This window comes from Pseudomonas sp. NIBRBAC000502773, assembly GCF_006517195.1.
Classification (GTDB): Bacteria; Pseudomonadota; Gammaproteobacteria; order Pseudomonadales; family Pseudomonadaceae; genus Aquipseudomonas; species Aquipseudomonas marginalis.
This window is the reverse complement of record NZ_CP041189.1, coordinates 3942207-3955325: the sequence shown is the minus strand read 5'-3', so window position 1 is coordinate 3955325 and position 13119 is coordinate 3942207. Positions and strand designations below refer to the sequence as shown.

General features: G+C 60.6%; 10 protein-coding genes and 2 tRNA genes. 4 read left to right on the top strand and 8 right to left on the bottom strand.

Going from position 1 to position 13119, the window contains the following annotated elements; all coding sequences use genetic code 11:
* Window positions 1–177: 177 nt before the first annotated feature.
* The 8 genes from NIBR502773_RS18140 to rnr all read right to left on the bottom strand — a co-directional run bounded on the left by NIBR502773_RS18140 (window position 178) and on the right by rnr (window position 9794).
* Window positions 178–2481, bottom strand: coding sequence for a YgiQ family radical SAM protein (locus tag NIBR502773_RS18140; RefSeq protein WP_141156605.1), 2304 nt, complete (start codon window positions 2479–2481; stop codon window positions 178–180).
* A gap of 96 nt (window positions 2482–2577) precedes the next feature.
* The gene (gene dnaB / locus NIBR502773_RS18135; protein ID WP_065940881.1) at window positions 2578–3975 is read right to left on the bottom strand and encodes a replicative DNA helicase; all 1398 of its coding nucleotides are present in this window, start codon (window positions 3973–3975) and stop codon (window positions 2578–2580) included.
* Between the two features lie 110 nt (window positions 3976–4085).
* Window positions 4086–4532 (bottom strand): 50S ribosomal protein L9, encoded by a 447-nt coding sequence (rplI, locus tag NIBR502773_RS18130; protein WP_003171376.1) that lies wholly within the window; start codon window positions 4530–4532, stop codon window positions 4086–4088.
* An 18-nt stretch (window positions 4533–4550) separates the two neighbouring features.
* On the bottom strand, window positions 4551–5441 hold the full coding sequence (locus NIBR502773_RS18125; protein WP_141156604.1) for a hypothetical protein: 891 nt from the start codon (window positions 5439–5441) through the stop codon (window positions 4551–4553).
* 36 nt (window positions 5442–5477) lie between these two features.
* Complete coding sequence (gene rpsR, locus NIBR502773_RS18120; protein ID WP_003171373.1) at window positions 5478–5708, bottom strand: 30S ribosomal protein S18; 231 nt, start codon at window positions 5706–5708, stop codon at window positions 5478–5480.
* Window positions 5709–5737: 29 nt separating this feature from the next.
* Entirely contained in the window at window positions 5738–6160 is a 423-nt protein-coding gene (rpsF, locus tag NIBR502773_RS18115; RefSeq protein WP_003171371.1) for a 30S ribosomal protein S6, read from the bottom strand.
* A gap of 248 nt (window positions 6161–6408) precedes the next feature.
* Complete coding sequence (rlmB, locus tag NIBR502773_RS18110) at window positions 6409–7164, bottom strand: 23S rRNA (guanosine(2251)-2'-O)-methyltransferase RlmB (RefSeq protein ID WP_003217493.1); 756 nt, start codon at window positions 7162–7164, stop codon at window positions 6409–6411.
* A complete protein-coding gene (gene rnr / locus NIBR502773_RS18105) occupies window positions 7161–9794 on the bottom strand; it encodes a ribonuclease R (protein WP_065947127.1) in 2634 nt (877 codons plus the stop codon). Before rnr ends, rlmB begins: the two co-directional genes overlap by 4 nt.
* 224 nt (window positions 9795–10018) lie before the next feature.
* On the opposite strand from rnr, the gene NIBR502773_RS18100 reads away from it, so the two are divergent.
* The 4 genes from NIBR502773_RS18100 to NIBR502773_RS18085 all read left to right on the top strand — a co-directional run bounded on the left by NIBR502773_RS18100 (window position 10019) and on the right by NIBR502773_RS18085 (window position 13082).
* Window positions 10019–10105: transfer RNA gene (locus NIBR502773_RS18100), tRNA-Leu, on the top strand.
* A 154-nt stretch (window positions 10106–10259) separates the two neighbouring features.
* Window positions 10260–10346 (top strand) — tRNA-Leu (locus NIBR502773_RS18095).
* A gap of 145 nt (window positions 10347–10491) precedes the next feature.
* Window positions 10492–11517 carry an iron ABC transporter substrate-binding protein gene (locus NIBR502773_RS18090; RefSeq protein ID WP_065925621.1) on the top strand — a complete coding sequence of 342 codons (1026 nt, stop codon included), beginning with the start codon at window positions 10492–10494 and terminating at the stop codon, window positions 11515–11517.
* Window positions 11517–13082, top strand: a complete 1566-nt coding sequence (locus NIBR502773_RS18085) for an iron ABC transporter permease (RefSeq protein WP_141156603.1) — start codon at window positions 11517–11519, stop codon at window positions 13080–13082. The genes NIBR502773_RS18090 and NIBR502773_RS18085 overlap by 1 nt, the downstream gene beginning before the upstream one ends.
* Window positions 13083–13119 lie beyond the last annotated feature (37 nt).

The following is a 13119-nucleotide window of genomic DNA, read 5'->3' as shown; positions in this document are numbered from 1 at the left end:
GACTGACGCTATCGGGGGCAAGCCCCCTCCCACATTGGATTGCGAATACGGTCAAGTGTGGGAGGGGGCTTGCTCCCGATAGCGATTTAATGGGCGCCACCTTACCAAACAGCCTCACCCGCGACCAGAAAGCAAAACGCCAGCACGAGGCTGGCGTTTTGCATATTCAGGCTACGATCAACGTGGCACGACCGGCTTGCGGGCCGGCTTGCCGCCCTTGCCCTTGGCCGCATCGCTGCGTTCCTTGGCCGCCTGCTTGTTACGCGCCTGGGCCGCCGCCTTGGCTTGTTCGCGTTTGTCCCACGGGTTGCTGCCGTCGCTGCCACGGGGCGGCAGGCCGGTGTGCTGGGTGAGGATCCTGGTGGTGGTTTCCTTGGCGACCTTGTGGCTGCCAGCCGGCGTCGAGTTCTTGCGACGGGCGCTCTGGTAGCTGTCGGTGCTCGGCTGGTGCAGCGGGATCAGTTGGTCCTTGCCCGACCCGATCAGGTCGGCACGGCCCATGCGGGTCAGCGCTTCACGCAGCATCGGCCAGCCCTTCGGGTCGTGATAGCGCAGGAACGCCTTGTGCAGGCGGCGCTGCTCTTCGCTCTTGACGATGGTCACCGCGTCGCTCTTGTAGGTGACCTTGCGCAGCGGGTTCTTGCCCGAGTGATACATCGCGGTGGCAGTGGCCATCGGCGACGGGTAGAACGCCTGCACCTGGTCGGCGCGGAAGCCGTTGCCCTTGAGCCACAGGGCCAGGTTCATCATGTCTTCATCGGTGGTGCCCGGGTGAGCGGCGATGAAGTACGGGATCAGGTACTGCTCCTTGCCCGCTTCCTTGGTGTACTTCTCAAACATGCGCTTGAACTTGTCATAGCTGCCGATGCCCGGCTTCATCATCTGGTTGAGCGGACCTTCCTCGGTGTGTTCCGGGGCGATCTTGAGGTAGCCACCGACGTGGTGGGTGACCAGCTCCTTGACGTATTCCGGCGACTCGACCGCGAGGTCGTAGCGCAGGCCGGAAGCGATCAGGATCTTCTTCACCCCCGGCAATGCACGGGCGCTGCGGTACAGCTGGATCAACGACGAGTGGTCGGTGTTCAGGTTCGGGCAGATGCCGGGGAACACGCACGACGGCTTGCGGCACGCGGATTCGATTTCCGGGCTCTTGCAGGCAATGCGGTACATGTTCGCGGTCGGGCCGCCGAGGTCGGAGATCACACCGGTGAAGCCTGGAACCTTGTCGCGGATCTCTTCGATTTCGCGAATGATCGACTCTTCGGAACGGTTCTGGATGATCCGCCCTTCGTGCTCGGTGATCGAGCAGAAGGTGCAGCCGCCGAAGCAGCCACGCATGATGTTCACCGAGAAGCGGATCATGTCGTAGGCCGGGATTTTCTCCTTGCCGTACGCCGGGTGCGGGACACGGGCGTACGGCATGCCGAACACGTAGTCCATTTCTTCGGTGGTCATCGGAATGGGTGGCGGGTTGAACCACACGTCCACTTCGCCGTGCTTCTGCACCAGCGCGCGGGCGTTGCCTGGGTTGGTTTCCAGGTGCAACACGCGGTTGGCGTGGGCATAGAGCACGGCGTCGCCACGGACTTTTTCCACCGAGGGCAGGCGGATCACGGTCTTGTCGCGGGTCATGCGCGGGCTGGCCAGGATCTGCACGACCTTGGCTTCTTCCGGATCATCGACCGGCCCCTTTTCCTGCTCGATGGCGCAGGCCTGGGTGTCCTGGGTGTTGACGTACGGGTTGATGATCTTGTCGACCTTGCCCGGGCGGTCGATACGTGTGGAATCCACTTCGTACCAGCCGGCTGGGGTATCGCGACGGATGAACGCGGTGCCGCGCACATCGGTAATGTCTTCGATCTTGTGGCCCCACGACAGGCGCTGGGCGACTTCGACGATGGCCCGCTCGGCGTTGCCGTACAGCAGGATATCGGCGGTGGCGTCGATCAGGATCGAGTTGCGCACGCGGTCCTGCCAGTAGTCGTAGTGGGCGATGCGGCGCAGGGATGCTTCGATGCCGCCGAGTACGATCGGCACGTTCTTGTAGGCTTCCTTGCAACGCTGGCTGTACACCAGGCTGGCGCGGTCCGGACGTTTGCCGGCCATGCCGCCAGGGGTGTAGGCGTCGTCGGAACGGATTTTCTTGTCGGCGGTGTAGCGGTTGATCATCGAGTCCATGTTGCCGGCCGCGACGCCGAAGAACAGGTTCGGCTCGCCCAGTTTCATGAAGTCGTCTTTGGACTGCCAGTTCGGCTGCGCAATGATCCCGACGCGGAAGCCCTGGGACTCCAGCAGCCGGCCGATGATGGCCATGCCGAACGACGGGTGGTCCACGTAGGCATCACCGGTGACGATGATGATGTCGCACGAATCCCAGCCAAGCTGATCCATCTCCTCCCTGCTCATCGGCAGGAATGGCGCAGGGCCGAAACATTCGGCCCAGTACTTGGGATAGTCAAATAACGGCTTGGCTGTTTGCATGACGGTGACCGGTGTTGAGATGAAAAATCGCGGGCGCGGAATATAGCACAAATTTTGACCAATTCCGACGGTAATGGTCGGAATTGAGCAGACGGGTTATTCGTCGTCGTCGAAGTTGTAACTGCCCGGCGCCAGGTTCTCGAAGCGCGTGTATTTGCCGATGAATGCCAGGCGAACAAAGCCGATCGGGCCGTTACGCTGCTTGCCGATAATGATCTCGGCAATGCCTTTGTGCTCGGTCTCGGGGTGATACACCTCGTCGCGGTACACGAACATGATCACGTCGGCATCCTGCTCGATCGCTCCGGATTCCCGCAGGTCGGAGTTCACCGGGCGCTTGTTGGGACGTTGTTCCAGGGAGCGGTTGAGCTGGGACAGGGCGACTACCGGGCAGTTGAATTCCTTGGCCAGGGCCTTGAGGGACCGGGAGATTTCGGAAATTTCGTTGGTGCGGTTATCGCCACTGGAGCCCGGGATCTGCATCAGTTGCAGGTAGTCGATCATGATCAGGGCGATGTCGCCGTGCTCACGTACCAGGCGGCGGGTACGTGCCCGCATCTCGGACGGGCTGATACCGGCGGTGTCATCGATAAACAGCTTGCGGTCGTTGAGCAGGTTGACCGCCGAGGTCAGGCGCGGCCAGTCGTCGTCTTCCAGGCGACCGGCACGCACCTTGGTCTGGTCGATACGGCCGAGGGACGACAGCATACGCATGATCAGCGATTCGCCTGGCATCTCGAGGGAGTACACCAGGACGGTCTTGTCGCTGCGCAACACGGCGTTTTCCACCAGGTTCATCGCAAAGGTGGTCTTACCCATGGATGGACGGCCGGCGACGATGATCAGGTCGGACGGCTGCAGGCCGCTGGTCTTCTCGTCGAGGTCGGTGTAGCCGGTGGAAATACCGGTGATGGCGTTGTCGGTGTTGAACAAGGTGTCGATGCGGTCGATGGCCTTGGTCAACAGGTCGTTGACGCTGACCGGGCCGCCGGTTTTCGGGCGCGCCTCGGCGATCTGGAAGATCTGGCGCTCGGCTTCGTCAAGGATTTCGGCGGCGGTGCGGCCTTCGGGGTTGAAGGCGCTGTCGGCGATTTCGGTGCTGATGCCGATCAACTGGCGCAGGGTGGCGCGCTCGCGAACGATCTGGGCATAGGCCTTGATGTTGGCGACGGACGGTGTGTTTTTTGCCAGTTCACCCAGGTAGCCCAGGCCACCGACCTGGGAGGTCTGGCCTTCCTTGTCCAGCTGTTCAGCCAGGGTCACCACGTCGATTGGGGAGTTCTGGTCGGCCAGCTTGGCGATGGCACGGAAGATCAGGCGGTGGTCATGACGATAGAAATCACCGTCCGAGACTTGATCCAGCACGCGTTCCCAGGCGTTGTTGTCCAGCATCAGGCCACCGAGCACGGCCTGTTCGGCCTCGATGGAATGCGGCGGCACCTTCAGGGCAGCGGTTTGCAGATCGTATTGCTCAGGAGCTGAAATATCGTTCATGGCCACTTGGAATTAGGGGATTGTAGAAAAACAAAAGGCACGACCTGTAAACAGGATCGTGCCCGATGTTAACTGCCCGGCACACGAGGTGCCAGTCAGTTAGGTGCGACTTAAGCTGCTACCACGACAACGCGTACGGTGGCTTCAACTTCGGCGTGCAGGTGCACGGCTACGTCGAATTCGCCTACGTTGCGGATGGTGCCGTTCGGCAGACGAACTTCGCTCTTCTGCACTTCAACGCCGGAGGCGGTCAGTGCATCAGCGATGTCGTGGGTGCCGATCGAACCGAACAGCTTGCCTTCGTCACCGGCGGTGGCAGTGATAGTCACTTCCAGCTCAGCCAGTTGGGCAGCGCGAGTTTCGGCCGAAGCTTTCTTGTCTGCTGCTGCTTTTTCCAGCTCAGCGCGACGCTCTTCAAACGCAGCCAGGTTGGCAGCGGTTGCAGCGGTGGCTTTGCCGTATGGCAGCAGGTAGTTACGACCGTAGCCGGCCTTAACGTTCACTTTGTCGCCCAGGTTGCCCAGGTTGGCGACTTTTTCCAGAAGGATCAGTTGCATGTGAAAATCCTCTAACTTTTAACCTTCACCGTTCGCGTTATCGGCGTCTTTCGGCGCAGAACGTCCGCGAAAATCAATCAGGCTGTCGACAATGGCCAAGACCACGAGTAACGGACCGATCAAGTGCATGAGCGGCAGGACGGTGACGTAGATCCCCACCAGCCAGAAACTGGCCAGTCTTTTCTGCGCGACCAGCCCGTGAATCAGGGACAAGCCAGCGAAGAACAGCGGTACACCGCACAACGGCAACAGGATCAAGGTGTGCCACCCGATAAACGGGGCAACGCACATGACGGCCAGCAGTGACAGCGCAACGCGCTTGGGGATCCGGATTGCGCGAAACTCGCTTCCGAAACCACCGGGGTTATACAACAACGCCTGCCAATAGCGCCCAAGAATCAGGCACAACACACTAAAGACCTGCACCGAAACCGCTGTCGAAATGATCAACATCGGAACTGCCAGTGAAGCGAGTGCTGCTTTCTGGTCTGCCGAGAACTTCTCGTAAGACTCACCCATCACCAGCGGCAAGACGTGTTGAAACGTCTGCGCCAACGACTCGATGAAGGAACCGAAGACGGTCCCCAGGCTCACCGCACACAACAACCCCACGGCCGCGCTGACCAGCAGCACGCGATTCCAGGAATGCCCGGCGCGCAAAACCAACGCCAGGCTGCAACTCCCCAACAGCACCAGAAGCGCTGTCGGGTCTTGCAGGAAATGCCAGCTCACCAACACTGACAACAACCCCAGACCCAGGACGCTCAAGGCGTCCGAACCGCGCCGCAGGAGCACAAGGCAACCCGCGGCAGCACCCAACCAGAACAACAACGGCAACACTGCACATCCAGCCACTACCAGAGTGGCCTGCACACGACCGCGCATGATGAACTCAGCTAAGGCGCGCATGCATTCAATCCCTTACTACTTGTCGACTGCCCGGTCTCAGCGGCCGTGGCTGTCGGTGTAGGCCAGCAGGGCCAGGAAGCGGGCGCGCTTGATAGCGGTAGCCAGCTGACGCTGATAACGTGCTTTGGTACCGGTGATACGGCTTGGAACGATTTTGCCGGTCTCGGATACGTAGGCTTTCAGAGTGTTGAGATCTTTGTAGTCGATCTCCTTCACTTCTTCAGCGGTGAAGCGGCAAAACTTACGACGACGGAAGAAACGTGCCATTTGATAGGCTCCTTAATAAGGTCCGTGGATTACTCGTCAGCGTTATCGCTGCTGTCGCTGTCATCACTATCAGCGCTATCAGCGCCTTCGTGCTCAGGACGGTCGCGACGCTCACGGCGCTCACTGCGGTTTTCTTCAGCCTTGAGCATCTCGGATTGGCCGGTAACGGCTTCTTCGCGACGGATGACCAGGTTACGGATCACTGCATCGTTGTAGCGGAAGTTGTCTTCCAGCTCGGCCAAGGCCTTGCCAGTGCACTCAACGTTCAGCATCACGTAGTGAGCCTTGTGAACATTGTTGATTGCGTAGGCCAGTTGACGACGACCCCAATCTTCCAGACGGTGGATTTTGCCGCCGTCTTCTTCGATCAGCTTGGTGTAACGCTCAACCATGCCGCCGACTTGCTCGCTTTGATCCGGGTGGACCAAAAAGATGATTTCGTAATGACGCATGAATGCTCCTTACGGGTTGTAGCCTGCCGCTCAAAAACGGTCAGACAAGGAGTGAATGACACTTATGGATCTTGCCGCAGGGAGGCACATCGGTGCCTGCCAGGAAGGCAAGGGGCGCAATTGTAGAGAAGGGGAAGAACGGGCGCAAGGTGATTGGTGATTATTTGAACAATCGCCCAGGCACCAAAAAAGCAAATGTGGGAGGGGACAGCCCCCTCCCACATGTTGGTTCTACGCCAGGCTTGGAGTTACTTCTTCGCCTTGGCCTTGGCACCACGCTGACGCTGGGCCTCAAACAGGCAAACGCCGGTCGCAACCGACACGTTCAGGCTGCTGACGCTACCGGCCATCGGCAGGTGCACCAGATAATCGCAATGTTCACGGGTCAGGCGACGCATGCCCTTGCCTTCGGCCCCCATGATGAGGATGGTCGGACCGGTGAGGTCCTGGTCATAAATGCTGACCTCGGCCTCTCCCGCCGTGCCCACGACCCACAGGCCGCGCTGCTGGAGTTTCTCCAGGGTGCGCGCCAGGTTGGTCACGGCCACCAGCGGAATCACTTCCGCCGCGCCACAGGCGACTTTACGCACCACCGGCGTCAAGGTAGCCGACTTGTCCTTCGGCACAATCACCGCCAGCGCACCCGCAGCATCGGCCGAACGCAGGCACGCGCCGAGGTTGTGCGGATCGGTCACGCCGTCCAGCACCAGCAGCAGCGGTGCACCTTCGGTACGGTCGAGCAGCTCATCGAGCATCGCTTCGCCCCAGACCTGGCTCGGACTCACGTCCGCCACCACACCTTGGTGAACGCCTTCGACCCACACGTCCATTTCACGCCGTTCGGCCTGGCCGATGGCGACTTTGTTTTGGTTGGCCAGCTCGACCAACGCCTGTACGCGCGGCTCGCTACGGCCTTCGGCCAGCCACACTTGCTTGACGCGCTTAGGGTGGTGACGCAGCAGTGCTTCTACGGCGTGGACGCCGTAGATTTTTTCCAGACTCATGACTTGGCCTTAGGTTTGCGCGACCCGCCGCTTTTCGCGGGGGCCGAACCCGCTTTTGGCGGGCCTTTACGGTGTTTACTGGGCTTGCTCGACGGCTTTTCCGCCCCTTGGGACTTTCCCCCAGACGCCGCTTTACCACCGCTTTTGGCTTCGTTGAGCAACTGCTGCTTCAACTCACGGCTCTTGCGCAGTTCGGCGTTTTTCGCCGCCGCGTCGCTTGGGCGGTAGGCCTCGGGCGCTTTGTCCTTGGCTGCAGGACGGCGCCCGGCCTTGGCTGGAGCGGGCTCTGCCACTGCCGCTTTGGCGGGAGCGCCTTTGCCTTTGCTTGCAGGCGCGGTCGTTTCGCTGCCACGCTTTTTACGGCCCGGCGCTTCGGCGGGCTTGTCAGGCATGCCAAAGTCGATCTTGCGCTCGTCGAGATCGACGCGCATGACCTGCACTTCCACGGTATCGCCCAAACGGAAGCTGCGACCGGTACGCTCGCCCGCCAGGCGGTGGTGCACAGGGTCGAAGTGGTAGTAGTCACCCGGCAAGGCGGTGACGTGCACCAGGCCTTCGACGTAGATGTCGGTCAGCTCGACGAACAGGCCAAAGCCGGTCACGGCGGTGATCACGCCTGGGAACGACTCGCCCACGCGGTCCTTCATGAACTCGCACTTGAGCCAGTTCACCACGTCGCGGGTGGCTTCGTCGGCGCGGCGCTCGCTCATGGAGCACTGCTCGCCCAACTGTTCCAGGGCCGCTTCGTCGTACGGGTAGATCCGCGCCTTCGGAATGGTCATGGCACCCGCGCGCTTGACGTGCGGGGTGTTCTGCTTGGAATGGATCACGCTGCGGATTGCGCGGTGCGTGAGCAAGTCCGGATAACGGCGAATCGGCGAGGTGAAGTGGGTATACGCCTCGTAATTCAGGCCGAAGTGGCCCTGGTTATCGGCGCTGTACACCGCCTGGCTCAGGGAGCGCAGCATCACGGTCTGGATCACGTGGTAATCCGGACGGTCCTTGATGCTGGCCAGCAGTGCCTGGTAGTCCTTCGGCGTCGGGCCGTCCTTGCCTTTGTGCAGGGACAGGCCCAGCTCGCCGAGGAACGCGCGCAGTTTTTCCAGGCGCTCCGGTGGCGGACCATCGTGCACACGGTAGAGCGCAGGGATTTCGTGCTTTTTCAGGAATTCAGCGGTGGCCACGTTGGCCGCCAGCATGCATTCCTCGATCAGCTTGTGCGCATCGTTACGGGTGGTCGGGGTGATCGCGGCGATCTTGCGCTCGGAACCGAAGACAATCCGGGTTTCCTGGGTTTCAAAATCGATCGCGCCACGCACATGACGGGCACCCAGCAACACTTTGTACAACGCGTACAGCTGCTTGAGGTGCGGCACCACATGCCCGTACTCACCACGCAAAGCCTTGGCTTCGCTGGTTTTCGGCTGTTCCAGGATGGTGCTGACCTTGTTGTAGGTCAGGCGCGCCTGGGAGTGGATCACCGCTTCATAGAACTGGTAATCGGTCATTTCGCCGGTTTTCGAGATAGTCATCTCGCAAACCATGGCCAAACGGTCGACTTTCGGGTTCAGGGAGCAAAGGCCATTGGACAGCTGCTCAGGCAGCATCGGGATCACGCGCTCAGGGAAATACACGGAGTTGCCGCGTACCTGGGCCTCGTTATCCAGGGCCGAGCCGATCTTCACATAGCTGGAAACGTCGGCAATCGCGACGAACAACTTCCAGCCGCCGGAGAACAGGCGCAGCTTGCCGGGCTTGGCTTCGCAGTAGACCGCATCGTCGAAGTCGCGGGCATCTTCACCGTCAATGGTGACGAACGGCAGATGGCGCAGGTCGATGCGTTTTTCCTTGTCCTTCTCTTCGACTTCCGGCTTGAGCTTGGCGGCTTCCTTGAGCACAGCCTCAGGCCAGACGTGAGGAATATCGTAGGTGCGCAGCGCGACGTCGATTTCCATGCCCGGCGCCATGTAGTTGCCGACCACTTCAACAATATCGCCCTGGGGCTGGAAGCGCGCAGTGGGCCAGTGGGTGATTTTCACCTCGACGAACTGACCGACCTTGGCAGCGCCATTGCGGCCCGGGGTGATCAGCACTTCCTGCTGGACCTTCGGGTTATCCGGCACAACAAAGCCGATACCGCCTTCTTCGAAGTAGCGGCCGACGATGGACTCGTGGGCACGGGACACCACTTCGACGATCACGCCTTCACGGCGACCGCGACGGTCCAGGCCGGAAACCCGCGCCAGGGCACGGTCGCCATCGAACACCAGGCGCATTTGCGCCGGGCTCATGAACAGGTCATCACTGCCATCATCCGGGATCAGGAAGCCGAAGCCGTCACGGTGGCCTGCAATGCGGCCGAGGATCAGGTCGAGCTTATCCACAGGTGCATAGGTGCCACGGCGGGTGTAGATCAGTTGAGCATCGCGCTCCATGGCACGCAGGCGGCGGCGCAGGGCTTCGAGCTGGTCTTCGGTGGTCAGACCGAACTCTTCGACCAGCTGCTCACGGCTAGCAGGCGAACCCCGATCGGCGAGGTGCGCCAGGATCAGTTCGCGGCTAGGAATAGGGTTTTCATATTTTTCCGCTTCACGAGCGGCCTCGGGATCGAGGGACTGCCAATCGGCCATTAGAGATTTTTCACCTTGTCTATATGCGGGTTAGTTTGGCATACGCGTATTGAAACGGGAAATTTCAGACATCAACAAGCGTTTAAAAGCCTTTTACAGCCCTCGCCGCGCACCTTGCACGACCATTGGCGAAATTTTCCAGGTTTTTTTCATAGCGGGGGTTTACAGCTAAAAAACTGCTCCGTATAGTGCGCGCCATCGACGACGGCAACGTTGTTGATGTTGCCCAGGTGGTGAAATTGGTAGACACGCCAGCTTCAGGTGCTGGTGATCGCAAGGTCGTGGAAGTTCGAGTCTTCTCCTGGGCACCAAATTCAGATCAAACCCGCGAAAGCGGGTTTTTTCGTTTCAGGCTTCTGATTTTTAACGAGAAAATCGATTTATATTTTTCGAATCAGGGGTTTACAGATTAAAAAGCCCGCCGTATAGTTCGCCCCATCAACAGCGGCAACGTTGCTTGATAATGCCCAGGTGGTGAAATTGGTAGACACGCCAGCTTCAGGTGCTGGTGATCGCAAGGTCGTGGAAGTTCGAGTCTTCTCCTGGGCACCAAATTCAGATCAAACCCGCGAAAGCGGGTTTTTTCGTTTCCGGGGTTTGAAAACTCCACCAGCAATTTCCCCTCTTCGGCGCACTTGAGAAGTTTTATCGTTTATCCTTGCAATGATTTGTTGCACTCAAGTGAGGAAAACCCCGGATGATGATCCGCGATACCCGTCTCAAGACATCCCTTCTGCGTGGCCTGACCATCACTCTGCTCGGCCTGACCCTACTCTCCCCCGCCGCCTACTCCGCCGACAAAGTCTCCCTGACCCTGTACAACGGCCAACACAAAGAAGTCGGCGATGAACTCGCCAAGGCCTTCGAAGCCAGGACCGGCATTCACGTCAACGTACGCAAGGGCAGCAGTAACCAACTGGCCAGCCAAGTCGTGGAGGAAGGCGACCGCTCCCCTGCCGACGTGATCTACACCGAAGAATCGCCGCCATTGAACAAACTTGGCGAGCAAGGCCTGCTGGCCAAGATCGATGCAGGCACGCTCGACGTGCTGCCCAAGGATTACGTGGGCCGTAACGGCGACTGGATGGGCGTGACCGCACGCACCCGCGTCGTAGCCTTCAACCCCAAACTGATTGCCGAGAAAGACCTGCCCAAGTCGGTATTGGATTTCGCCGGCCCCGAGTGGCAAGGCAAGGTCGGCTTTGTACCTACCAGCGGCGCCTTCCAGGAACAGGCCGTGGCGATCATCAAGCTGCACGGCCGTGAAGCCGCCGAAGAATGGCTGACCGGCCTGCGTGCCTTCGGCAAGGTGTACAGCAACAACATGGTCGCCCTGAAGGCCGTGGAAAACGGCGAAGTAGCCACCGTTCTGGTGAACAACTACTACTGGTTTGCCCTGAAGAAAGAAAAAACCAACCTCGATTCCCAACTGCACTACTTCACCGATGGCGATGCCGGCGGCCTGATCACCGTGTCTTCGGCGGCCGCGCTGAAATCCAGCAAGCATCCCAAAGAAGCCCAGCAACTGCTGGCGTTCATGGCCAGCGAAGAAGGCCAGCGCGTGATTACCACTACCTCGGCCGAGTACCCGCTGCGCAAAGGCATGGAATCCAACCGCGGCCTTAAGCCCTTCAGCGAACTGCAGCCGCCGAAAGTCACGCCTGCCGACCTGGGCAACGCAGAAGAAGCCCTGGACCTGGAACGTGAGGTTGGCTTGAACTGATGAACCCATCGCTACCCACACCCGCCCTGCGCGGGGGGTTCAGCCCGCGCCGCAAGCGCCCTTCGATCTGGCTGCTGCTCCCCGTCCTGCTACTGGTTGGCCTGAGCCTATTGCCACTGGTGTATGTCGGGCTGAAGGCCTGGCAGGCGGGCTGGGAGCAGGCGGTGCATCTGCTCTGGCGCCCCTATGTGTTCGGGCTGCTGCGCAATACCTTGGCGCTGATGGTCGGCGTGACGGTGGCGTGCGGCGTGATCGGCCTGTCCCTGGCCTGGCTGCTGGAACGCAGCAATCTGCCAGGGCGCCGCCTCTGGGGCGTGGTCCTGTGCCTGCCGTTCGCGGTGCCGGCGTTTGTCAGCAGCTTCACCTGGGTATCCCTGAGCGCCAACTTCGAAGGGCTCGGCGGCGCGATCCTGGTGATGACCCTGTCCAAATACCCGCTGGTGTTTTTGCCAGTGGCCGCAACCTTGCGCAACCTGGACCCTTCCCTTGAAGAATCGGCCCGCACCCTGGGGCTGAATCGCTGGGGCATATTCCTGCGGATCACCCTGCCCTTGCTGTGGCCGTCGCTGCTGGCCGGGGCACTGCTGATTGCCCTGCATATGCTGGTGGAGTTCGGCGCGCTGTCGATCATCGGCCTGCAAACCTTCACCACCGCGATCTACCAGCAATTCGAACTGGAGTTCAGCAATGCCAATGCCGCGATGCTTTCGGCGGTATTGCTGGTGATGTGCCTGACCCTGCTGTGGCTGGAACTGCGCGTGCGCGGCAAGGGCCGGCACGTGCGCATCGGCCAGGGCGCGGCGCGGCATGCGGCGCAGGTTCGCTTGGGCAAGTGGGCGCCACTGGGCCAGCTGTATTGCCTGGCGCTGGCGATCATCGGCAGCGGCATCCCCTTGGGCATGCTCGGCTATTGGCTGGCGGTGGGTTCATCGGCGGCATTTCCAGTGGCCGAGATTGGCGAGGCATTGCTGTCCTCCCTGGCGCTGTCGCTGGGGGGCGCGGCGCTGTGCCTGGCGCTGGCGGTACCGGTGGGGCTGCTGGTGGTGCGCTACAAGGGCCGACTGGCAATCTGGGCCGAGCGCCTGCCGTACCTGCTGCACGCCCTGCCCGGCCTGGTGATTGCGTTGACACTGGTGTATTTCGCCCTGCATTACGTGCCGGCGCTGTACCAGACCTCGGCGTTGCTGCTGATCGCCTATGGGTTGTTGTTTCTTCCATTGGCCCAGGCGCCGATCCGCACGGCCTTGAACAAAGCCGCACCGCAGCTGGAAGAGGCTGCGCGCACGCTGGGGGCATCGTCGTTCAGTGCGTTTTGCCGAGTGACGCTGCCGATTATTTTTCCGGCATTGGGTGCGGCATTTGCGCTGGTGTTCCTGGACGCCATGAAGGAATTGACGGCGACGTTGCTGCTCAGCCCCACCGGGCTGAATACCTTGGCGACTGCCGTGTGGGCGCACACCTCGAATGTGGAGTTTGCGGCGGCGGCGCCTTATGCGGCGTTGTTGATAGTGGTGTCGGGGTTGCCGGTCTATCTGCTGACAACTCGGATGTACTTGAGCCGCTGAGATCGCTATCGGGGGCATGCCCCCGATGAGACCAGAA